Below are 23,229 nucleotides of genomic sequence, written 5' to 3'. Positions count from 1 at the left end.
CGTCCAATGCGCCACGCCGGCATTATTGCCCGGGAGTCGTGCAGAGATTCTGAACGTGACGCACGTCACGCCAAGCGACGGGGTGCCCCCGCAGGGTGCACCGCCGTCGTATTCCACCCCATCGGTGGGGCGCGGCTCAGAACAGCAGCGAGGCCATCCGGCGGCGGTAGCGGCTGACCAGGTCGTCGTCGCCGATCACCTTGAACGCATCGATCAGCAGCTTGCGCGGCAACCCTTCGTTGTAGGTGCGGTCGCGCCGCAGCATCTCCAGGAACTGCTCCAGCGCGGCCTCGTCCTGCCCGGACAACAGCAGCTGCACGCCACGCAGGTAGCGCGCCTGCAGGTCGCTGCCATCGGCGGCGATGCGGGCGTCGAGCAGTTCCGGCGCCGGTGCGTCCAGCAGGGCATTGGCGAAGTCCAGCCGCGCGCGGGTCCGGATCGCACGGTCATCGGTGGCCAGGTTGGCCGGCAATGCATCGATCAAGGCACCGGCTTCGGCGCTGCCGCCGGTCTGCAGCAGGGCCACGGCCAGGTCCAGTTTCAGTTCGTCCTTGTCCGGCTCGGCGGCGATCGCCGCGCGCAGCACATCGACCTGGGCCTGCGGATCCAGCGGTGCCGGCTCGGCCTCGACCTCGGTTTCGACCGGCGGCTCGGCCGGGAGCACCCCGTGCTGGGCCAGGAATTCGCGCAGCTGGCCTTCGGGCAGGGCGCCGGGGAAGCCGTCGACCAGCTGGCCGCCCTTGACTAGGAACACGGTGGGCACCGAACGGATCTGGAACGCCGCGGCAATCTGCTGTTCCTTGTCGACATCGACCTTGGCCAGCTCGAACGCGCCGTGGTACTCGCCGGCCAGCTTTTCCAGCATCGGGCCGAGGGTCTTGCAGGGCTCGCACCAGGTCGCCCAGAAGTCGACCAGCACCGGGGTCTGCAGCGACTTCTGCAGTACCTCGGTTTCGAAGGTTTCGGTAGTGGCATCAAAGACGTGGGGCAGTTCGCTCATGAGTCCAGGGTCAACGATATAGATGTAGCCAGTGTATGGTGCCGGCCGCGTCCGGACGCAACCCCGGCTGCCGCGATGGCGGCAAACCAGTGACAATGCGCGGCATTGTCTTCAACCCTGGTAGAACCCGTATGCGTACCCAGAATGTCGACCGCACCCTCGGTCCGTTGGCCGCCGCCCTGTTCGTGGCGGCGGTGCTGGGCTTTGGCGCGGCGTTGCCCGGCTTCGATCCGTTGGGCCACCCGGTGGCGCTGCTGGGCGCGATCGGCGTGCCGCATGCACAGGCGTTCAGCTGGCTGGGCTTTGTCCTGCCCGGGCTGCTGGCCTGCGCGGTCGGGGTGCGTCTGCTGCGACGGGTGCCGCGCACCGCGCCATGGTCGATGCGGGTGGGGGTGCAGCTGCTGGCGCTGGCCGGGCTGGCCTTCGCTGCGATGGGCCTGCTGCCGCTGGATGCCAGCGACATCGAAAGCCCGGCCAGCCAGTACCACGCCAGTGCGTGGATGCTGTGGGTGCTGGCGTTCGTGCCGGGGGCGTTGATGTTCGGTATCGGCGCGCTGCGCCTGCCAGGCTGGCGGACCCCGGCGCTGCTGCACCTGGGCTGCGGTCTGGCGATGGTGCTGGCCGCCTTCGTGCTGCAGGCCTGGTTGCCAGCGCCCATCGCGCAGCGCCTGGCCTATGCGTGCTGGTTGCTGTGGCTGGTGAGCGTGCTGTCTGTCGTTGGACGTGCCCGGCGCGCCTGAGCGGGGCGCGCGGACGTGCGCTGGGCGATGGCGGCGGTTTTCCCTGATGTCGTGCAATCCCCTGATAATTCAACAGGATGAAGGGTTTTTCCGAAAGGGTTGAATGGGTCGATTGGAGCCCCATGCCGCACTGCGGTACTCTGTCCCGCTTTGCCGCCGCACTAGCGTTTCCATGACCAGCGTCGAACCCAACGTTTACGATCCGCAGCAGGTTGAATCCGCCGCCCAGAAGTTCTGGGACGCCACCCGTGCCTTCGAGGTCAACGAGTCTTCGGAAAAGCCGAAGTACTACTGCCTCTCGATGCTGCCGTACCCGTCCGGTGCGCTGCACATGGGCCACGTGCGCAACTACACGATCGGCGACGTGATCAGCCGCTACAAGCGGATGACCGGCCACAACGTGCTGCAGCCGATGGGCTGGGATGCATTCGGCCTGCCGGCCGAGAACGCGGCGATCAAGAACAAGACCGCGCCGGCCAAGTGGACCTACGCCAACATCGAGCACATGCGCGGCCAGTTCAAGGCCATGGGCTATGCGATCGACTGGTCGCGTGAGTTCGCCACCTGCACGCCCGAGTACTACGTGCACGAACAGCGCATGTTCACCCGGCTGATGCGCAAGGGCCTGGCCTACCGCCGCAACGCGGTGGTGAACTGGGACCCGGTCGACCAGACCGTGCTGGCCAACGAGCAGGTCATCGACGGCCGCGGCTGGCGCTCCGGCGCCCTGGTGGAAAAGCGCGAGATCCCGCAGTGGTTCCTGCGCATCACCGACTACGCCCAGGAACTGCTGGACGGCCTGGATGAACTGCCGGGCTGGCCGGATTCGGTCAAGACCATGCAGCGCAACTGGATTGGCCGCTCCGAAGGGCTGGAAATCCAGTTCGACGTGCGCGATGCCGACGGCAGCGTGCTCGATCCGCTGCGCGTGTTCACCACCCGTCCGGACACCGTGATGGGCGTGACCTTCGTGTCCATCGCCGGCGAGCATCCGCTGGCCCAGCATGCGGCCAAGTCCAATCCGGCCCTGGCTGCGCTGCTGGCGGAAATGAAGCAGGGCGGCGTGTCCGAAGCCGAACTGGAAACCCAGGAAAAGCGCGGCATGGATACCGGCCTGCGCGCCGTGCATCCGGTCACCGGCGCACAGGTGCCGGTGTGGGTCGCCAACTTCGTGCTGATGGGCTATGGCACCGGTGCGGTCATGGCCGTGCCCGGCCACGACCAGCGCGACAACGAATTCGCCAACAAGTACGGCCTGCCGATCCGTCAGGTCATCGCCCTGAAGGCGCTGCGCAAGGAAGAAAGTGCCTACGACGCCACGCGCTGGCAGGACTGGTACGGCGACAAGACCCGCGAGACCGAGCTGGTCAACTCCGAAGAGTTCGACGGCCTGGACTACCAGGGTGCGTTCGAGGCACTGGCCGAGCGTTTCGAGCGCAAGGCCCAGGGCCAGCGCCGCGTCAACTACCGCCTGCGCGACTGGGGCGTGAGCCGCCAGCGTTACTGGGGCTGCCCGATCCCGGTGATCTACTGCCCCAAGTGCGGTGCCTTGCCGGTGCCGGAAGAACAGCTGCCGGTGGTGTTGCCGGAAAACGTCAACTTCGTCGGTACCGGCTCGCCGATCAAGGCCGATCCGGAATGGCGCAAGACCACCTGCCCGGACTGCGGCGGCGCGGCCGAGCGCGAGACCGACACCTTCGACACCTTCATGGAGTCGAGCTGGTACTACGCGCGCTACACCTCCCCGGGTGCCCGCGATGCGGTGGACAAGCGCGGCAACTACTGGCTGCCGGTGGACCAGTACATCGGTGGCATCGAACACGCGATCCTGCACCTGATGTACTTCCGTTTCTTCCACAAGCTGCTGCGTGATGCGCGCATGGTGGACAGCAACGAGCCGGCGCAGAACCTGCTGTGCCAGGGCATGGTCATCGCGGAAACCTACTACCGCCCGAACCCGGACGGTTCCAAGGACTGGATCAACCCGGCCGACGTGGACGTGCGGCGCGACGAGCGCGGCCGCATCACCGGCGCCACCCTGATCGCCGACGGCCAGCCGGTGGTGATCGGCGGCACCGAGAAGATGTCCAAGTCCAAGAACAACGGTGTGGACCCGCAGGTGATGGTCGGCAAGTACGGCGCCGACACCGTGCGCCTGTTCTCGATGTTCGCCGCGCCGCCGGAGCAGTCGCTGGAGTGGAACGAAGCCGGTGTGGATGGCATGGCGCGCTTCCTGCGTCGCTTGTGGGTGCAGGTGCAGAAGCATGCCGACGACGGGGTTGCCCCGGCGCTGGACGTGGCGGCGCTGGATGCCGGCCAGAAGGCACTGCGCCGCAAGACCCACGAAACCATCGGCAAGGTCAGCGACGACTACGGCCGCCGCCACAGCTTCAACACCGCCATCGCCGCGGTGATGGAACTGATGAACGCGCTGGCCAAGTTCGATGACGGCAGCGCGCAGGGCCGTGCGGTCCGCCAGGAAGCGCTGCAGGCCACCGTGCTGCTGCTCAACCCGATCACCCCGCATGCCAGCCACGCGTTGTGGCAGGTGCTGGGCCACGGCGAGACACTGCTGGAAGACCAGCCGTTCCCGCAGGTGGATGACAGTGCGCTGGTGCGCGATGCGCTGACCCTGGCCGTGCAGGTCAACGGCAAGCTGCGTGGCACCATCGAGGTGGCCGCCGATGCGTCGCGCGACCAGGTTGAAGCGCTGGGCCTGGCCGAGCCGAACGCGGCCAAGTTCCTGGAAGGCCTGGTGGTGCGCAAGATCATCATCGTGCCGGGCAAGATCGTGAACATCGTGGCAGCCCCCCAGGGCTGATCGATGCCGGCCCGCCGGGTGCACCACCTGCATCCGGCGGCCCGATCCGCCGCCATAGCAAGGGCCATCGCGACGATGGCCGCACCGCGTGCGATCTCAAGCCACGTTCACGTGGCATCGGGCATCTTCTATGCCTGTTGCCGCGACCGCCCGGCTCCTCCAGACTGTGTCCATGACCCGATTCCTGCTTGCCCTCGTCCTGACCGCAACCCTCGCCGGCTGTGGCTTCCATCTGCGCAACAAGCTGATGCTGCCGGCCGATACCGCCGCAGTGAAGGTGGTATCCACCGCGCCGTACAGTGAACTGGCCAAGCTGCTGCGTCGGGGCCTGCAGGCCTCCGGGGCGCAGATCGCCGAATCCGACAGCAGCACGCCCGCCGCGCAGCTGCAGGTGTTGTCCGAGCGCTGGGGCGACCTGCCGATCGCGATCGACGCCCAGGGCCGTGCGCAGGAATACAGCCTGCGCTATGCGGTGATCTTCATCTTCCGCCGCGAAGATGGCAGTGAACTGGTGCCGCAGCAGGTGATCGAACTGTCGCGCGACTACGTGTCCCCGCCCACCGACGCCACCGGTACCACCACCGAACGCGAGATCCTGGCCGACGAACTGCGCCGCGAAATGTCGGCGTCGATCATGCGCCGCATCGACAGCGTGGTCCGTGCCGAGATGGAAGGTCGCGTGCCGGTCAAGCCTGCAACGGCCAAGCCCGACGCGGCGATGCCGGTGCAGCCGCCGGTCGAACCGGCCATGACGATTCCGGCCGACAAGCCGCAGGGGCACTGACCGGTCCGCCTGCGGATCGGCCTGCCGGATGGAACTGCGCCCCGAACAATTCGCCAGCCAACCGGCCAGCCAGGCGCTGGCCCCGGTCTACCTGATCGCCGGCCCGGAAACCCTGCGGGTGCTGGAAGCGGCCGATGCGGTGCGCGCCCGTGCCCGCGCCGATGGCATCGACGAGCGTGAAGTGTTCGACGCCGACGGCCGCGATTTCGACTGGAACCAGGTCGAAGGCAGTTTCAACGCGCCCAGCCTGTTCAGTGCCCGTCGCCTGATGGAACTGCGCCTGCCCAGCGGCAAGCCGGGCAAAGAGGGCGCCGAGGTGATCATGCAGTTCTGTGCCAACCCGGCACCGGACGTGATCCTGCTGATCACCTGCAATGAATGGAGCAAGGCGCACCAGACCAAGTGGGTCGAGGCGGTCAGCCGCGTCGGCGTGCTGTCGGTGGCGTGGGCGATCAAGCCGCACGAACTGCCCGAGTGGATCGAGCGCCGGCTGCGCCAGAAGGGCCTGCGCGCCGACCCGGCCGCAGTGCAGCGCCTGGCCGAGCGGGTTGAAGGCAACCTGCTGGCGGCCGCCCAGGAAATCGACAAACTGGCGCTGCTGGCCAGCGGCCAGACCCTGGATGTGGAGACCATGGAATCGCTGGTGGCCGACGCCGCCCGCTACGACGTGTTCCGCCTGCTTGAAGCCACCTTCTCCGGGCAACCGGCAGCGGTGCTGCGGATGCTGGCCGGGCTGCGCGGGGAGGGCGAGGCGGTGGCCGCGTTGATGCCGATGGTGATCCGCGAGCTGCTGTCCACCGCCGCGCTGGCGCGGGTGCAGGCCCGTGGCGGCAACCTCGGCGCGGAAATGAAGAGCAGAGGGATCTGGGAATCGCGCCAGGCGCCGTTCAAGCGCGCGCTGCAGCGGCACCCCGAGGCCAAGCGCTGGGAGCGTTTCGTGGCCGAAGCCGGGCTGGTCGATCGGATGGCCAAGGGCCGCGCCGACGGCGATCCCTGGCTGGGCCTGGAGCGCCTGCTGATCGCGGTCGCTGAAGCCCGCGCGGTACGGTTGCTGGCCCGCGCCTGAGCCACATGGGCCTGCGCATCTATTACGGCGGCACCTTCGACCCGGTGCACCTGGGCCATCTGGCGATCGCGCGCGCCGCGCGCGACCAGCTGCAGGTGGCGGTACGGTTGCTGCCTGCGGCCGACCCGCCGCACCGGCCCGCCCCGGGCGCCGATGCGGAGCAGCGTGCGCAGATGCTGGCCCTGGCCATCGGCGAGGAGCCCGGCCTGCTGCTGGACCGGCGCGAGCTGGACCGCGCCGCGCGTCAGCCGGGCGTGCCTTCCTACAGTGTGGACACGCTGCGCGAGCTGCGCGCCGAGCTGGGCCCGCGGCAACCGATGGCCTGGCTGGTCGGTGCCGACAGCCTGCTGGGCCTGCCCAGCTGGCATGAATGGCAGGACTTGTTCGGACTGGCCCATTTCATCGTCGCCGATCGCCCCGGCAGCCCCCTGCAGCAGGCATTGCCCGCGCCGCTGGAGGTTGCTCTGGCGGGGCGCTGGGCCGCGCATGAGCGCGAACTGTTCAATGCCCCGGCCGGCCGGCTGCTGCGTCTGCAGGCGCCCTTGCGGCGGGAATCGGCCAGCGAGGTCCGTGAGCGGATCGCCCACGGCGGGGACTGGCGCAGCCTGCTTCCCGAGGCGGTGGCCGGCTACATCACCGACCGCGGCCTGTATGGCCTGTCAGCCACGTGAATACGCGGCGGGCCCCGGGCCCGTATAATCCGCCTCACATTTATCGAGTTCACCCGCTTTGAGCAACCAAGCCCAGCCCCAGACCATCAAGGTCCAATTGCCGAACCCGGCGCCCTCCGTCCCGCAGCTGCTGGAGTGCGTGCGCAAGGCCACCGAAGAACTGAAGGCCAAGGATCTCGTCGAGATCGATGTCATCGGCAAGTCCAGCGTCGCCGATTACATGGTGATCGCCTCGGGCACCTCCAGCCGTCACGTCAAGTCCATCGCCGATGAAGTGGTGAAGTTCGCCAAGAAGCTGGGCGTGATGCCGCTGGGCGTGGAAGGCGAGCGCGAAGCCGAGTGGGTGCTGGTCGACCTGGGCGACGTGGTTGTCCACGTGATGCTGCCGCGCGTGCGTGAGTTCTATGCACTGGAGCGCCTGTGGACCGTTGGCGACCAGCCGCCGGGCCTGGACGACGGGTTTGCCGGCGATAGCGACGACGACTACCGCGGGCGCTGATCGGCCTGTGAGCGGTCCGCAACGGCGCCCGATGGCGCCGTTGCCGTTTGTGGGCATCCGCAGTGGAGGCCCGAAAGGAGCACAGCATGAAAGCCAGGTTGATCGCCACCGGTGAGCGCGCCCCGTCCTGGGTGGCGCAGGGTTTCGCCGAGTACCAGAAGCGGCTCTCGCATTGGCTGCCCTTCGAGTTGGTGGAAATCGAGCCGGGCCTGCGCGGCAAGGGCCGCGATGCGCGCCGTGCCACCGAGGATGAAGGCAAGCGGGTGATCGCCGCGCTGCCGAAGAATGCCTATGTGGTGGCGCTGGATGTGCCGGGCCGCCCGCTCAGTTCCGAGCAGTTGGCGCAGCGGCTGGAGCACTGGCGCGGTCAGGGCCGTGACCTGGCTTTCCTGATCGGGGGGCCGGAAGGGCACTCGCCGGAGGTATCGGCACTGGCCGATGAAAAATGGTCGATCGGCCCGCTGACGTTGCCGCACATGCTGGTGCGGCTGGTGGTGGCCGAACAGCTGTATCGCGCTGCGGCGATGCTGGCCAACCATCCGTATCACCGCGCGTGACAACACGGGTGAACAAAGTTCGGCGTAAACGGGTTACATCCTGCGAAAAACGGGCTACAATGCGCACCCCGCCCGAATAGCTCAGCCGGTTAGAGCACTTGACTGTTAATCAGGGGGTCGTTGGTTCGAGTCCAACTTCGGGCGCCAAGTTTTGAGAAGCCTCGCAGCGATGCGAGGCTTTTTTTTTGGTTCTACTTCCCTCTGTGGGGAAAGCCCATTTTGCGCGTGGTTCCTGCCGGTCAACGCGCCAACAAAAAGCCCGGGCAATGCCCGGGCTCTTCGTTCCCCAAGATCGTTACATCAGTTGAAGGTGTACTTGGCCCCCACGGTGAAGTAGCGGCCGATCGCGCCGCTGAAGTGCAGCGGGTTGTAGTTCACGCCACCGTAGGTGGTCGGATCCAGCGGGGCGATCCGATCAAACGCGTTCTGCACCGAGGCATTCAGCTCGAAGGCTTCGGTGATGTTCCAGCGACCGGACAGGTCGAAGGTGGTGAACGAGGAGATCTTGGTGACGTCGGTACCGTCGGCGTAGGAGAACTGGTACGAGCCATCCGGGCCGCGGTAGTCGGTGTTGTCCATCTTGGAGATGTAGTTGGCGACGCCGCTGACACTCCACGAACCCTGCTTCCAGGTGGTGCCGAAGTTGATGCGGTCCTTCGGGGTGCCGATGCAGTTGGTGACGTCGCAGTTGCCGTGGGTACCGGCGTAGTCCACGGTCACATCGCTGTCGGTGCGCTCGAACTTGAGCACGTGGCTCCACTGCAGGTCCATTTCCAGCTGACCCGGGCCGATGTCGAAGGTCTGACGGATATCGGTATCGATACCGCGGACCCGCGTCGAGGCGGCGTTGATGTAGGCCGTGTTGACGGCCAGGATGCTGCCGGTGCCGGCCACGCCGTTGATCAGGTCGATATCACGCAGCACGTTGCCGGCGGCGATCGCATCGGCCGTGGCGCCCTGGGCGATTTCGTTGGTGCGCTTGATCTGCCATGCGTCCACCGTCAGCGAGGTGCTGGAGGTGGGCTGCAGCACGATACCGAACGAGTAGCTCTTGGACTCTTCCGGCTTCAGGTCCTTGTTCGGACGGGTGATGATCGCCACCGGACGCGACGAGCAGTTGGTGCCGACATCGGCGGGCGGGCTGGCGGCGCAACGCACCGGATCGCGGGCGTTGGAGAAGGCGGCCAGGCCACCGTCGCCGTTCTCGGCCGGGTTCGGGGCGCGGAAGCCTTCGGCATAGCTGCCGCGGACCGCGATCCAGTCGGCCGGGGTCCACTTCACACCCAGCTTGGGCGTGGCCTTGCCTTCGCCGCTTTCGTACTTGTCATAGCGGACGGCGCCAGACAGTTCCAACTGCTCCAGCACGGGCGCGGACAACTCGACGTAGCCGGCGTACACGTTCTGGGTGCCGTCATAGGCCGAATAGCCCAGACCGATGATGTCGCCGGCGTCAGTGTAGGTCTGCGGGGTCAGGCTGTTGCTGGTCTTGCGCCATTCGGTACCCAGCGCCAGGCCGAGCGGGCCGCCCTTGAGGTCCATCAGGCTGCGCGACACGGTGAAGTCGAACATGTCCAGGCTCGACTTGGCGCGTGCGCTGATGGTCGGGGAGATGTAGTCGTACAGCGCCTGCGAGTTCAGCCCGGCGTTGTCGCCGATGCGCCACACGCCACCTGCGCAGGTCGGGTTGCCCAGAGCGCACTGCACGGCGCTGTAGCGCAGGAAGCCGGTGCGCTTGTTGACCAGGTCGGTACCCGAGTGCAGGTAGGCAGTGTCGTAGCTCCAGTCGCCCCAGTTACCCTTGACGCCCACCAGGAAGCGGTTGAACTCGTTGGTGTTGTTGGTTACGCGCGGGCCGACGTCCCAAGCCGAGTAGCGCAGGCGCGAGGCCTGGCCCGGGATCGGGTTGTCCGGATGGGTCGGGCTGAGCACCACGGCACCGAGGCCGCTGCTGGCATTGCGCGGCCCTTCCGGGTAACCCCAGCTGCCGGACACGGCCGAAGGCGTGTTGCTGAAGGTGGTTTCCTTCTTGGAGTAGCCGATCTCGGTGTAGATCTCGCCGCCCTCGCCGAAGGCGAAGCTGGCGCGGCCGAACACGTTGACGTACTTCTCTTCCGGAGTCAGGTCACGGTACTGCTGGTTCGGATCCCACAGGCAGCCGTTCTGGGCCACCGAAGCATCGGTCTGGCCGGGGATGGTGGTCAGACCCTGGCAGCCTGGCAGCGGCACCAGGAAGGCCGGGCTGGTGGGCGTCACCGCGCGGTCGTCGAACACCGAGCCGTTCGGGCCGGTACCGCCACTGGTGCGCCCATTGAGATAGGCGCCTCCCAGGAACTGGGCATTGTTGCCATAGCCCCACGGGCGGATGTCACCGGTGCCGATCCACTTGCGGTTCTTGCGGTCGCTGATCTTGATCGCGTCGGTCTTGCCCACGTCCAGGCTGAAGAACGCATTCCAGCCGTCAGTGGCCAGATCGCCGGTACCGGCAGTCAGGGTGGCCTTCTTGGCATTGCCGTCGCCGTCGCCGGAGGTACCGTAGGAGCCTCGCAGGATCGCGCCGTTGAAGTCGCCGCGCAGGATGATGTTGACCACGCCGGCGATGGCGTCGGAGCCGTAGATCGCCGAGGCGCCGTCCTTCAGCACTTCGATGCGCTCAACGGCATCCAGCGGAATGGTGCTCAGGTCGGTGAAGACCTTCTGGCCGTCATCGGCCAGGCCATAGGTCGCCATGCGGCGCCCGTTCAACAGCACCAGGGTGGAACCGGCACCCAGGCCGCGCAGCGAGATGCCGGCGCCGCCACCGGCGAAGCCGTTGCCGAAGGTCTTGGGAATCGAGCCGGAGCCATCGGCGGTCAGGGTCTGCAGGTACTCGGCCACCGTGGTCTTGCCGGTACGGTCGATTTCCTGGCGGGTGACCACCTGGACGGGGGAGGGCGTTTCGGTATTGGTGCGGGGGATGTTCGAACCCGTAACCGTGATCCGGTCCAGGTTGGTGGCCTGCTCTTGGGCGAACGCAGAAGAGGATGCCAGCGCTCCGACCAGAAGCAGGGTGCTGCCGGCGAGTACGGTGGAAATGGAATGGGCGAGGCTATTGCGGCTGCTGTTGAGCCGTTGGATCGGGTGTTTCACAGCTTCTCTCCTGACTGGGAAAACCAACGATGACGATGGATCGGCACCAAAACAGGTGACGACGGCGACAATCTAGGTTTCCGACAGGTGACGTAAGTGTGAAAAATTGCTTAATTCGCGTGGCCGTTGATCGGCGATGGAAGGCACGGGTTGCCGGCGTCGGCAACCCGTGCCGGAAGCGACTCAGTCGGGCAGCGAGAAGCTGACCGGAACCAGCCCGTCGGCCGGCACCAGCTGCCCGTCGACCTTGGCCGGAACGAACCGCCAGTGACGCAGCACCTGCTGGCGGGCGGCGTTGTCCAGGGCCCGCGAACCGCTGCTGCGCTCGATCGTCACGCTGGAGGCCTTGCCGTCGGCCTCGACCCGGACCCGCAGCAGCACCGTGCCCTGCTGGTGGTCGCGGATGGCCTGGATCGGGTAGGCCGGCGGCGGTGCGCTGCGGTACTGCAGCTGCACGCCTTCACCGGCGCCGGCCGGTGGGGTCGGGTCGGCCGGGGCCAGCGTCGGCGTCTGGATCTCACCGGCGGGCAGTGGCGGCACCGCGAGCTGGTCCTCGACCGTGGCGGTCGGCGGCGGCAGCGGGGCCGGCTTGGATATCACGGTCTTCGGCGGCGCCGGTTTGATGAAGTCCGGTTCGTGGTGCCTGGGAGGCAGCTCGATGGGCTTCGGGGGCGGGGGAATCAGCATCGGCACCCGAACGCGCTCGCGTGGGGTGGGCGCGCCGACGTAGGCGGCCGGGATCAGCAACAGCATCAGGGCCAGCAGGTGGATCGCCAATGCCGTGCTCCAGCCGAGCACGCGTGAAACCTCGAGTTGCAGGGGGACTACCGGGGGATGCGTACGGACCATGCTCCACTCTCCTTGCCAGATGTGCGGGAACATCAAACGTGCGGGCGCGACCGGTGGGGTTGGCGGGAATGCACTGAACGGAGCCGCGCAATGACAGCAATACCGGAGCCGGGCACGGGCCGGAAGTCAGGGGGCGTGTAGGTGTTTGGCTGGCGCTCAGGAACGGGGCGAGGGTCAGACGGCTGGAAAGCATGACGGCGCCCGCAGGCGCCGTCATGGGGTATTGCCGTGGCGCGGATCAGCGGCCGAGGTCGAACACCACGTCCAGGTTGACCGACACCGCCGATTCGCCCGGCGAGACCGGGGTGGAGGCATCGGCGGCCATCCCGGCCGACTTGGCCATCATCATCATCGGGCGGAAGCCACCGCCGCCGCTCTCGGAGATGCTCACGATGCGGCGCACACGCAGGCCCAGCGACTTGGCGTAGGTTTCGGCACGGGCCTGGGCCTTCTTCAGCGCGGCCAGGCGGGCTTCGTCATAGACCGGCTCGGGCTGGTCGATCTCGAACTGCGGGCCGTTGATCTGGTTGGCGCCCTGTGCGGCGAGCGCATCGAGCACCTTGCCCAGCTTGGCGATGTCGCGCACCTTCAGGCTAACCGTGTTGCTGGCCTGGTAGCCGGTGATCTTCGGTGCCTCGTTGTCGGCATAGCGGTACTGCGGGCTCAGGTTGACGCCGCTGGTCTGCACGTCACGCTCGGCGATGCCGGCGGCCTTGATCGCGGCCAGTACCTTGACCATCTGTTCGGCGTTCTGGCGCATCGCGCTGTTGCCATCGACGGCCTGGGTGACCACGCCGGCCGACAGCGTGGCCACGTCCGGCACGCGCTTGGCTTCGGCATTGGCCGAGATGTTGAGCAGGGTGCCGTCACTGGGTGCGGCGATGGCGGTCGGAGTCTGGGCGTTGGCGGTCATGGAAGTTCCCAGGGCAAGGGACAGGGCGAGCAGCAACGGGGACAGGGACGGGCGGCGCATGTACATCTCCTTGTGAAGGCGTTGAGGTTGGTGTCGGGGCGATGAACGTCCCGTGAGCTTTATCGGGGTCGATCCGTTTTCAATCGTGTTGCTTTCGATTCAGACAGTGGCCACAGGTTATGCTTCCGCGATGCTTTATCTTGCCTCCCGTTCGCCCCGACGAACCCAATTGCTGAGCCGCCTGGACCGACCGTTCCGTGCGCTGGACCTGGACGTGCCCGAAGTGCGCGCGGCCGATGAGTCCGCGCTGGCGTATGTGCAGCGGGTGGCGGCCGACAAGGCCCGGGCCGGGCTGGCGTTGGTCGGCGATGACCCCGAGGCGGTGGTGCTGGGCTCGGATACCGAGGTGGTGCTCGATGGCCAGGTGTTCGGCAAACCGGTCGATGCCGCCGATGCGGCGGCCATGCTGCGGCGGCTGTCCGGGCGGACCCACCAGGTGGTGACCGCCGTGGCGCTGGTCGCGGCCGGCCGTCATGACGGGGTGCTGGTGGTGTCGGACGTCAGTTTCATCGACCTCGACGAGCACGCCATCGCGGCCTACGTGGCCAGCGGCGAGCCGATGGGCAAAGCCGGCGCCTACGCCATCCAGGGCGGCGCCGAACGATATATCCGCCACCTGGCGGGAAGCTATTCGGGTGTGATGGGTTTGCCCCTGCAACAGACCGAGCAGTTGCTGCGGACGTTCGAACTGAAGGGAGTCGCCCATGTCTGAAGAAATCCTGGTCAATGTCACCCCGCGCGAAACGCGCGTTGCCGTCATCGAGAACGGCATGCTGCAGGAACTGCACATCGAGCGCGGCTGGCGCCGTGGCGTGGTCGGCAACATCTACAAGGGCAAGGTGCAGCGGGTGATGCCGGGCATGCAGGCCGCCTTCGTCGAGGTCGGGCTGGAGCGCGCCGCGTTCCTGCACGCCAACGATGTGATCCGCCCGGCCCCGGTGGCCAGCCCCGATACCGAGGGCACCACGCTGCCGCCGCCGTCGTCGGTGCCGATCGTGGAGCTGCTGCGCGACGGCCAGGACATCGTGGTGCAGGTGGTCAAGGACCCGATCGGGACCAAGGGCGCACGCCTGACTACCCAGATCAGCATTCCCTCGCGTTACATGGTGCTGCTGCCGCAGTCCAAGGTGGTGGGGGTCTCGGCGCGGATCGAGGACGAGGCCGAGCGTGCCCGCCTCAAGGCGCTGGTGACCGAGCTGTCGGCCCAGCACGGCGGCTACGGCTACATCGTGCGGACCAATGCCGAAGGCCAGCCGGCCGAGGCCATCGCCGAGGACGTGGCCTACCTGTCGCGGGTCTGGAACGTGGTCGAGCGCCGTGGCCGCGATGCCGCCCCGCTCAGCGTGATCTATGAAGACCTGAGCCTGCCGCTGCGCTCGGTACGTGACCTGATCCGCAAGGACGTGGACAAGGTCAAGGTCGATTCCAAGGAAACCTTCGGCCAGCTGCAGGCCTTCGTGGCCAAGTACATGCCGGTGCTGGCCGAGAAGCTGGAGCTGTACAGCGGCGATCGCCCGATCTTCGACATGTTCGGGGTCGAGGACGAGATCGGCCGCGCGCTGGACAAGCAGGTGCCGCTGAAGTCCGGCGGCTACCTGGTGATCGACCAGACCGAGGCGATGACCACGATCGACGTCAACACCGGGTCGTTCCTGGGCCAGCGCAATCTGGAAGAGACGGTGTTCCGCACCAACCTGGAAGCGGCGCAGGCGGTGGCACGCCAGCTGCGGCTGCGCAACCTGGGCGGGATCATCATCATCGACTTCATCGACATGGACGATGCCGAGCATCGCCGCCAGGTGCTGCGCACGCTGGAAAAGGCGCTGGCCCGCGACCATGCCAAGACCACCGTGTACGAGTTCTCGCCGCTGGGGCTGGTCGAGATGACCCGCAAGCGCACCGTGGAGAGCCTGGAGCGGCAGCTGTCCGAGCCGTGCCCGGAATGCAGCGGGCGGGGTTCGATCAAGACCGCTGAAACCGTCACCTATGAAATCTTCCGTGAGATCACCCGGGCGGTGCGCCAGTTCGACGCGGCGCGGTTGCTGGTGATCGCCTCCAGCAAGGTGGTGGCGCGGATCACCGATGAGGAATCCACCGCGGTGGCCGAGCTGGAGGAGTTCCTCGGCAAGAGCATCCGCTTCCAGGCGGACGAGCAGTACCTGCAGGAGCAGTTCGATGTCGTGCTGCTCTGATCGCCGCCCGTTCGCGCCTTCGGGCGCGGGCGTCCACGCGTTGCGATGAGCACGCCGCTCCGACTGCGACTGCGAAGGATTCGCCGCCATGCTGTCTACGCAATGGCGATCGTACTGGTGTGTGTGGCGCTGCTGGTGGGCAGCGTCAGCCAACTGCTGCCCCTGGCCGAGCGCCATCCTGACCAGGTGGCCGCGTGGCTGAGCGCGCGCGCCGGCCAGCCGGTGCGTTTTGACCAGCTCGATACCGCCTGGACCCGGCGCGGGCCGTTGCTGGCCCTGAAGGGCCTGCGCATTGGTGAAGGTGAGGGGCTGCGCATCGGCGAAGCCGAAGTGCTGGTGTCGATGTACGCCGGCCTGCTGCCCGGGCATTCGTTGACCGAACTGCGCCTGCGTGGCCTGGCGCTGGTCCTGCAACGCGCCGACGATGGGCGCTGGTCGGTGCGCGGGCTGCCGCAGGGCGGCAGCGGCGATCCGCTGGAGGCGCTGCGCCGGCTCGGCGAGCTGCAGGTGATCGGTGGCCGCCTGCGCATCGATGCACCGTCGCTGTCATTGCAGACGGAACTGCCGCGGATCGATCTGCGCCTGCGCGTGGACGGCCAGCGGCTGCGCGTGGGCGCCCGGGCCTGGGCCGATGTCCAGGCGCAACCGCTCACCGCCGTGCTTGATTTCGAACGCAGCAAGGGCGACGGCCAGGCCTGGTTGGCCGCTGACCCGGCCGACTTCCGTGCCTGGTCCAGCCTGCTGCGCTTCGGCGGGGTGACCCTGCAGCAGGGCACCGGCGAATTCAACGCCTGGGTCGACCTGCGCGACCACCGCCCGGTGATGGTCACCACCGATGCCGATCTGCAGGGCCTGCAATTGCGTGGCGCGGCACTGGCCGATGGCAAGCCGTCGCAGCTGCAGCTGGACAGCCTGCAGCTGCGCGCGCGCTGGCGCTGGGTGCAGGGCGGTTGGCGCGCCGACGCCCCACGGCTGCGCATCGGCATGGGCGGTACCACCCAGCAGCTGGACGGGCTGCTGGTGGCGGCGGGCCAGCATTTCGCCGTGGCCGGCGACAACATCGACGCCACCGCGCTGCTGCGCGGGCTGGCCCTGAGCGACCGGATCGAACCGGGCCTGCGCCAATGGCTGCATGACGCGGCCCCACAGGTGCGCATGCGTAGCGTGCGGCTGGCCGGCACGCAGGATGGTCCGCTGAGTTTCGACGGTGAGCTGGAGGAAATCGCCTTCGCCGCGGCCGGGCATGCGCCGGGCCTGAGCGGCGTCGGTGGCCGCTTCGAAGGCGACGCGGACGGTTTCAAGCTGGACCTGCAGCCGACGCGGGTGATGCATTTCGATTGGCCGACCGGGTTCGGCGCCCGCCATGACGTGCGCCTGGCCGGCAGCCTGGTGGGATGGCGCGACGAAGCCGGTGGCTGGCGGATCGGCACCCCGGCGCTGCGCGTGCAGGGCACCGACTATGGCGCCGACGTGCGCGGCGCGCTCTGGTTCCAGAACAACGGCACCCGCCCGTGGATGCAGCTGGCGGCCAAGCTGGACGACGTGCCGATGACCGCGGCCAAGCGCTTCTGGATCCATTCCAGGATGAGCAAGGGCGCCACCGACTGGCTGGATGCGGCCCTGGTCGGCGGCCAGGTGCGCGGTGGCATCGGCCTGGTCACCGGTGACCTGGAAGACTGGCCGTTCGATCAGAACAACGGACGCTTCGAGGCGACCGGGCACATCGACAACGGCAACATCCGCTTCCAGCACGACTGGCCGACCATGAACAAGGTCGATGCCGATATCGCCTTCATCGGCCCGGGCTTCGAGCTGCACGGGCGCGGTGACCTGGCCGGAGTGGCGGTGAACCACTTCGATGCCGGTATCGCCGATTTCGGCGCCTCCGACCTGTACGTCAAGGCGACCAGCCAGAGTGATGCCGGTGCGCTGCTGGCCATGCTCAAACAAAGCCCGCTGCACGCCACCTACGCCGATACGCTGGACAACCTCAGCGCCAAGGGCCCGGCCGCGGTCAGCTTCGACCTGCTGCAGCCGCTGCACCATGAGCAGGGCGGCGGCCACCTGCAGGGCACCGTCGACCTCAACGGCGCCACGCTGGCCGACAAGCGCTTCGACCTGACGTTCGACAACATGCGTGGGCAGGCGCGCTACGGCCACGACGGTTTCGGCGCGGACAACCTGGCGGTGCGCCACCTTGGTCAGGACGGCCTGCTCAGCCTGCGTGCCGGCGGCTATGTACGTGACCCGCAACAGGCCTTCGAATCGGAATTGAGCGCATCGCTGGATGCCGGTGTGCTGCTGGATCGCGCGCCGGAGCTGAACTGGCTCAAGCCCTACATCCTGGGCACCTCGCGCTGGACGATCGGGGTGACCATGCCCAAGCCGGCGGCCGGCAGCAAGCAGCTGCCGCCGACCCTGCTCAAGCTGCACACCGATCTGGTCGGTACCCGCCTGGACCTGCCGGCACCGCTGGACAAGCCGGCCAGCACGCCGCTGGCGACCACGGTCAACGCGCAGCTGCCGATGGGCAGCGGCCGTATCGACGTGGCCTTCGGCCAGCGCCTGGCACTGGCCGCGCGCAGCCACAACAACCAGACCGGCGTGCAGGTCACCCTGGGCAGCGACCGCGTGGACCGCGAGCCACCGGCCAGCGGGCTGGCGATCAATGGCCGCAGCGGTTCGCTGGATGCACTGGAGTGGATCGGGCTGGCACGTTCGCCGGCGGGCGGTGACGGCAAGGATCCGATGCCGCTGCGCCAGGTCGACGTGCAGGTCGGCCAGCTGCTGCTGGCCGGCGGCGTGTTCGCGCAGACCCGGCTGCAGTTGCGGCCCAGTCCCGCCGCGGTGGACGTGACGCTGGATGGCCCGTCGCTGGCCGGGACGCTGAGTGTGCCCAACGCCGATGGCGGCACCATCGTGGGCAAGCTCAGCCGGGTGCACTGGCAGTCCCTGCCAACCCCGGTCAAAGTGCCCGGCGATGGCGCCCCGATCACGCTGCCCAGCGGCACCGTGCTGCCGGCGCGGGTACAGGCCAGTGCCAATGACACCAACCCGGCAAAGATTCCGCCGCTGGCGCTGGATATCGAGGACCTGCAGTTCGGCAAGGCCAAGCTCGGCCAGGCGGTGCTGCGCACGCGCCCGTTCGGCAACGGGCTGAGCGTGGACCAGTTGCAGTTCCGCGCGCCCAAGCAGGAGATCGACATCCAGGGCCGCTGGTTGGGCATGGGCGAGGCCGCACGCACCCAGTTCAAGGTCGAGGTCCGCAGTGAGGACCTGGGCGGATTGATGCAGAACCTGGATTACGGCGGCCAGCTGCGCGGCGGCCAGGGTCAGTTGAGCCTGGATGCGGGTTGGCAGGGCGGTCCGTCGGACTTCCAGCTGGGCGCGCTGCAGGGCCAGATGCAGGTGCATGCGCGCAACGGCCAGCTGCTTGAAGTGGAGCCCGGCGCCGGCCGCGTGCTGGGCCTGCTCAGCGTGACCCAGCTGCCGCGACGGCTGATGTTCGACTTCCGCGACTTCTTCTCCAAGGGCTTCGCCTTCAACCAGATCGAAGGCACGCTGGCCTTCGCCGACGGCATGGCCACCACCGACAAGGTGATGATCGAAGGCCCGGCGGCGAACATCCGCATCCGCGGCGAAACCGACCTGCGCCGGCAGCAGTTCAACCAGACCATCGACGTCAACCCGCGCTCGGGCAACCTGCTGACCATCGTCGGCGCGGTCGCCGGTGGGCCGGTGGGTGCGGCGGTGGGTGCGGCGGCCAATGCCGTGCTGGGCAAGCCACTGGGCGAGATCGGTGCCAAGACCTACCGTGTCACCGGCCCCTGGGCCGAGCCCAAGGTCGAGGTGATCGACCGCGACGATGCCCCCAAACCGGCGATACGGCCTGTACCGGCGCGCTGACCCCTTTTCCGCGCCCGGCTTGCGATAACGGCCCGCGCCCACAGATCAAGACCATGACCGACAACGCACTCACTCTCGCCCAAGACCGCCTGCTGCTGCCCGCCGGGCTGGATGCCAGCGGCCTGGAACGCACCTTCGGCACCCTGCTGGGGCCGGGGATCGATTTTGGTGACCTGTATTTCCAGCACGCCCGGCGTGAAAGCTGGAGCGTGGAAGACGGCATCGTCAAGGACGGTGCGCACTCGATCGAGCAGGGCGTGGGCGTGCGCGCCATCGCCGGTGAGAAAACCGGCTTCGCCTACTCCGACGACATCCACAGCGACGCGCTGCTGGCCGCGGCGCAATCGGCCCGCGCGATCTCGCGGGAGGGTGGGGCGCAGTCGGCCCGCTCGCTGGTGAAGGGCGCCGGGCGCGCGCTGTACCCCGCACTGGACCCGATCGACGGGATCGGCAACGAGGTCAAGGTCGAGGTGCTCAAGCGCCTGGACCGCTACCTGCGCGCGGCCGACCCGCGCGTGCAGCAGGTGATGGTGAGCCTGTCCGGCGGTGTGGACACGGTGCTGATCGCGCGCAGCGATGGCGTGCTGGCCGCCGACATCCGCCCGCTGGTGCGCTTGAACGTGCAGGTGATCGTGGAGCAGCATGGCCGCCGTGAATCCGGCTATTCCGGTGGTGGTGGCCGCTACAGCTACGAGGAACTGTTCGCCGACGGGCGCCCGGAGGGCTATGCGCGCGAAGCGCTGCGCCAGGCGTTGGTGAACCTGGAGGCGATCCCGGCCCCGGCCGGGGTGATGACCGTGGTGCTCGGCCCGGGCTGGCCCGGCGTGCTGCTGCACGAGGCGGTCGGGCACGGTCTGGAAGGCGACTTCAACCGCAAGGGCACCAGCGTCTACGCCGGGCGCATCGGCGAGCGCGTGGCCGCCCCGGGCGTGACCATCGTCGATGACGGCACCCTGGACGGCCGCCGTGGCTCGCTCAACATCGATGACGAGGGCCATCCGACCCAGTGCACCACGCTGATCGAGGACGGCATCCTGGTCGGCTACATGCAGGATTCGCTCAATGCGCGCCTGATGGGCGTCGCCCCGACCGGCAATGGCCGCCGCGAATCGTTCGCGCACATGACCATGCCGCGCATGACCAATACCTACATGCGGGCAGGCCAGCACGATCCGGAAGAGATGATCCGTTCGGTCAAGCGCGGCCTGTATGCGGTGAACTTCGGTGGCGGCCAGGTCGACATCACCAGCGGCAAATACGTGTTCTCGGCCACCGAGGCCTACCTGATCGAGGACGGCAAGGTGACCGCGCCGGTGAAGGGCGCGACCCTGATCGGCAACGGCCCGGAAACCATGCAGAAGGTACGCATGATCGGCAACGACCTGGCCTTGGACCAGGGCGTAGGCATCTGCGGCAAGGATGGCCAGAGCGTGCCGGTGGGCGTGGGCCAGCCCTCGCTGCTCATCGATGGCATCACCGTGGGCGGTACCCAGGCCTGAGCCGCGTGATGCCCGCGCCCGCGCACCGCCGCCGACGCGACTCAGTCGTCGGCGTTCTCGTCGCTGTCGTGTGCGGCGACGTCGACTTCGGCGTCGGTCGCCTCGGCGCCATCCAGGCCCAGCGCGGCCGGCAGGATCAACGCACGCAGCACCTGGTAGATCTCGCGGAAGGCACGCGGCGGCTTGTTCTTGGCGCGTTCGGCCTGGGCGTTGCGCACCAGCGTGCGCAGCTGCTGGCGGTCAGCTTGCGGGTATTCGTCGAGCAGCGTGCCCAGCGCCTTGTCGCCGTCCTTCATCAGACGCTCGCGCCAGTCTTCGACGCGGTGCATGGCGGCCACTTCACGGCGCGAGGTATCGCTGTTCACATCCAGCGCATCGCGGATCGCATCCAGGGTGGCGTCATCCTCGCGGCGCATATGCTTGGCCAGGAACGCCAGCTGGCGCTTGTGCGCGATATGAGCGGTGATCCGCTTGGCCTCGGCGATGTGCGGCAGCAGGTCTTCAGGCACCGGCACGCGGGCCAGCTGGGCCGGGGTCAGCGACACCAGCTTCTCGCCCAGGGCCAGCACGTCCAGTGCGTCCCGGCGGTTCTGGCTACGGCTGATGTCAAGGAATTCACCGGTATCTTCGTCGCGTCCGCGCATCGTCTTATTTCCACATCCAGAACTGTGCCCCGCGTTGCGCCGGGCACTCACCCGTACAGGATAAAGCATTGAACGTGATCTCCCCTGAAGTCTCCCCGGCCGACGACAGCCTGCAGCGCCTGGAGCAGCTGGCCGATATCTCCCAGCGCCTGCTGGAGCGGGCCCAGGCCATGGGCGCGACCCAGGCCGAGGTCAGCTGCAGTGAAGAGCGCGGGCTGGATGTGAATGTGCGCCTGGGCGAGGTCGAGACGGTCGAATCGACCCGCGACCGCGGCATTGCGGTGACCGTCTACTTCGGCCAGCGCAAGGGCAGTGCCAGCACCGCCGACCTGCAGGACGGCAGCCTGGAGTCGACCGTGGCCCAGGCCTGTGCGATTGCCCGGCATACCGAGGACGACGAGGCCGCCGGCCTGGCCGAGGCGGCCCTGATGGCCCGCGAGTTCCCCGAGCTGGACGGCTGGCACCCCTGGGCACTGGGCGCCGACCAGGCAGTGGACCTGGCCCTGGCCTGCGAAGCGGCCGGGCGCGAGGTGGACCCGCGGATCAGCAATTCCGATGGCGCCTCGGCGGCCACCGCCACCAGCCTGTCGGTGTACGCCAACTCGCACGGCTTCATCGGGCGCGAGCGCAGCAGCCACCATTCGATCGGCTGCGCGCTGATCGCCGGGCAGGGCGATGGCATGCAGCGCGACGGCTGGTACAGCAGCGCGCTGGCCCGTGAAGACCTGGAGTCGCCGGCGGCGATCGGCCGCCGCGCCGCCGAACGCACCGTGGCCCGGCTGCAGCCGCGTTCGATGGCGACCGCGCAGATGCCGGTGCTGTATTCGCCGGAGGTGGCGCGTTCGCTGATCGGCCATCTGTTGGGTGCCGTGTCCGGCGGCGCGCTGTACCGCCGCGCCAGCTTCCTGCTGGACAGCGTGGGCACCCGCTTGTTCCCGGACTGGTTCGCCATCGAGGAACTGCCGCTGCTGCGCCGCGGCCTGCGCTCGGCCGCGTTTGATGGCGATGGCGTGGCCACCCGCAATTCAGCCTTGATCACCGACGGTGTGCTGCAGCGCTATGTGCTGGGCAGCTATTCGGCGCGCAAGCTGGGCCTGCCGACCACCGCCAATGCCGGTGGCGTGCATAACCTCAAGGTGAGCGCCAATGCCGGGGACCTGGCCGCGATCGCGCGGCAGATGGGCGACGGCCTGCTGGTCACCGAACTGATGGGGCAGGGCGTCAACAGCATCACCGGCGACTACTCGCGCGGGGCGGGCGGCTTCCGGGTGGAGAACGGCGAGATCAGCTACCCGGTGGACGGCATCACGGTCGCCGGCAACCTCAAGGACATGTTCGCCAGCATCGAAGCGGTCGGCGGTGACATCGACCCGCGCTCGCATGTGCAGGTCGGCTCGATTCTGGTCGGCCGGATGACCGTAGCGGGCAACGATTGACGTATCCTATTCCGGCTGCTCATGGCAGGCGGGGAGCCTGCCACGCATCACCCACACAACGGACAAGGAGTTTCACGTGAGCGAATTCGAAAACGTCACCGCCCCGCCGCCGCCGCCGACCGGCGTGGCCCCGGCCGAACAGCGCACCATGGCGCTGGTGGCCCACCTGCTGGGTATCTTCACCTGGTTCATCGGCCCGCTGATCATCTGGATGATCAACAAGGACGACAGCAGCAAGTCCTTCGTCACCGACCAGGCCAAGGAAGCACTGAACTTCCAGATCACCATCACCATCGCGATGCTGATCTGCTTCGTGCTGATGATCGTCATCATCGGCGGCCTGCTGGCCCCGCTGGTGGGTGTGCTGAACATCGTGTTCTGCATCATCGCCGCCGTGAAGGCCAACAACGGCGAAGCCTACCGTTACCCGTTCACCCTGCGCCTGATCAAGTAATCCCAGCCGCAC

The 23,229-nt window shown here is 67.8% G+C and carries 18 protein-coding genes and 1 tRNA gene; 14 read left to right on the top strand and 5 right to left on the bottom strand.

Annotation, left to right across the window (positions count from 1 at the left end; all coding sequences use genetic code 11):
• Positions 1-136: 136 nt before the first annotated feature.
• On the bottom strand, positions 137-1,000 hold the full coding sequence (gene trxA / locus AC3IPM_RS13775; RefSeq protein ID WP_489300496.1) for a thioredoxin: 864 nt from the start codon (positions 998-1,000) through the stop codon (positions 137-139).
• A gap of 131 nt (positions 1,001-1,131) precedes the next feature.
• Between trxA and AC3IPM_RS13770 the strand changes: the two genes are divergently transcribed.
• The 8 genes from AC3IPM_RS13770 (at position 1,132) to AC3IPM_RS13735 (ending at position 8,285) form a co-directional block, all read left to right on the top strand.
• A complete protein-coding gene (locus AC3IPM_RS13770; protein ID WP_489300495.1) occupies positions 1,132-1,740 on the top strand; it encodes a DUF998 domain-containing protein in 609 nt (202 codons plus the stop codon).
• Positions 1,741-1,912: 172 nt separating this feature from the next.
• On the top strand, positions 1,913-4,561 hold the full coding sequence (gene leuS, locus AC3IPM_RS13765; protein ID WP_489300494.1) for a leucine--tRNA ligase: 2,649 nt from the start codon (positions 1,913-1,915) through the stop codon (positions 4,559-4,561).
• A gap of 172 nt (positions 4,562-4,733) precedes the next feature.
• Positions 4,734-5,345, top strand: coding sequence for an LPS-assembly lipoprotein LptE (locus AC3IPM_RS13760; RefSeq protein WP_489300492.1), 612 nt, complete (start codon positions 4,734-4,736; stop codon positions 5,343-5,345).
• Between the two features lie 28 nt (positions 5,346-5,373).
• Complete coding sequence (holA, locus tag AC3IPM_RS13755) at positions 5,374-6,411, top strand: DNA polymerase III subunit delta (RefSeq protein ID WP_489300491.1); 1,038 nt, start codon at positions 5,374-5,376, stop codon at positions 6,409-6,411.
• Positions 6,412-6,416: 5 nt separating this feature from the next.
• Entirely contained in the window at positions 6,417-7,082 is a 666-nt protein-coding gene (gene nadD / locus AC3IPM_RS13750; protein ID WP_489300490.1) for a nicotinate-nucleotide adenylyltransferase, read from the top strand.
• Between the two features lie 58 nt (positions 7,083-7,140).
• A complete protein-coding gene (rsfS, locus tag AC3IPM_RS13745) occupies positions 7,141-7,581 on the top strand; it encodes a ribosome silencing factor (RefSeq protein WP_489300488.1) in 441 nt (146 codons plus the stop codon).
• Positions 7,582-7,667: 86 nt separating this feature from the next.
• Positions 7,668-8,138: a 23S rRNA (pseudouridine(1915)-N(3))-methyltransferase RlmH gene (gene rlmH / locus AC3IPM_RS13740; RefSeq protein WP_489300487.1), complete on the top strand. Its 471-nt coding sequence runs from the start codon at positions 7,668-7,670 to the stop codon at positions 8,136-8,138.
• A gap of 70 nt (positions 8,139-8,208) precedes the next feature.
• A tRNA-Asn gene (locus AC3IPM_RS13735) sits at positions 8,209-8,285 on the top strand.
• 153 nt (positions 8,286-8,438) lie between these two features.
• On the opposite strand, the gene AC3IPM_RS13730 is transcribed toward AC3IPM_RS13735, so the two are convergent.
• From AC3IPM_RS13730 to AC3IPM_RS13720, 3 genes are all read right to left on the bottom strand, one after another.
• Positions 8,439-11,264, bottom strand: a complete 2,826-nt coding sequence (locus tag AC3IPM_RS13730; protein WP_489300486.1) for a TonB-dependent receptor — start codon at positions 11,262-11,264, stop codon at positions 8,439-8,441.
• A 183-nt stretch (positions 11,265-11,447) separates the two neighbouring features.
• On the bottom strand, positions 11,448-12,113 hold the full coding sequence (locus tag AC3IPM_RS13725) for an energy transducer TonB (RefSeq protein ID WP_489300485.1): 666 nt from the start codon (positions 12,111-12,113) through the stop codon (positions 11,448-11,450).
• 238 nt (positions 12,114-12,351) lie between these two features.
• A complete protein-coding gene (locus AC3IPM_RS13720; RefSeq protein ID WP_489300484.1) occupies positions 12,352-13,086 on the bottom strand; it encodes an SIMPL domain-containing protein in 735 nt (244 codons plus the stop codon).
• 130 nt (positions 13,087-13,216) lie between these two features.
• On the opposite strand from AC3IPM_RS13720, the gene AC3IPM_RS13715 reads away from it, so the two are divergent.
• From AC3IPM_RS13715 to tldD, 4 genes are read left to right on the top strand one after another with little or no spacing between them, the layout of a single operon-like run.
• Positions 13,217-13,798, top strand: coding sequence for a Maf-like protein (locus AC3IPM_RS13715; protein WP_489304149.1), 582 nt, complete (start codon positions 13,217-13,219; stop codon positions 13,796-13,798).
• Complete coding sequence (gene rng, locus AC3IPM_RS13710) at positions 13,791-15,278, top strand: ribonuclease G (RefSeq protein WP_489300483.1); 1,488 nt, start codon at positions 13,791-13,793, stop codon at positions 15,276-15,278. Before AC3IPM_RS13715 ends, rng begins: the two co-directional genes overlap by 8 nt.
• A 45-nt stretch (positions 15,279-15,323) precedes the next feature.
• The gene (locus AC3IPM_RS13705) at positions 15,324-19,184 is read left to right on the top strand and encodes a YhdP family protein (protein ID WP_489300482.1); all 3,861 of its coding nucleotides are present in this window, start codon (positions 15,324-15,326) and stop codon (positions 19,182-19,184) included.
• 53 nt (positions 19,185-19,237) lie between these two features.
• The gene (gene tldD, locus AC3IPM_RS13700; RefSeq protein WP_489300480.1) at positions 19,238-20,683 is read left to right on the top strand and encodes a metalloprotease TldD; all 1,446 of its coding nucleotides are present in this window, start codon (positions 19,238-19,240) and stop codon (positions 20,681-20,683) included.
• A 41-nt stretch (positions 20,684-20,724) separates the two neighbouring features.
• Here the strand turns inward: tldD and yjgA are convergent, their stop codons facing one another.
• Positions 20,725-21,327, bottom strand: a complete 603-nt coding sequence (yjgA, locus tag AC3IPM_RS13695; protein ID WP_489300479.1) for a ribosome biogenesis factor YjgA — start codon at positions 21,325-21,327, stop codon at positions 20,725-20,727.
• Between the two features lie 68 nt (positions 21,328-21,395).
• Between yjgA and pmbA the strand changes: the two genes are divergently transcribed.
• Both pmbA and AC3IPM_RS13685 read left to right on the top strand, forming a co-directional pair.
• On the top strand, positions 21,396-22,763 hold the full coding sequence (gene pmbA, locus AC3IPM_RS13690; RefSeq protein WP_489300478.1) for a metalloprotease PmbA: 1,368 nt from the start codon (positions 21,396-21,398) through the stop codon (positions 22,761-22,763).
• Between the two features lie 76 nt (positions 22,764-22,839).
• A complete protein-coding gene (locus AC3IPM_RS13685; RefSeq protein WP_489300477.1) occupies positions 22,840-23,217 on the top strand; it encodes a DUF4870 domain-containing protein in 378 nt (125 codons plus the stop codon).
• Positions 23,218-23,229: the final 12 nt, after the last annotated feature.

The sequence above is a fragment of the Stenotrophomonas sp. GL_111 genome, from assembly GCF_057835245.1.
Note: the sequence above shows the minus strand (reverse complement) of the source record. Positions and strands in the feature narration are given on the sequence as shown.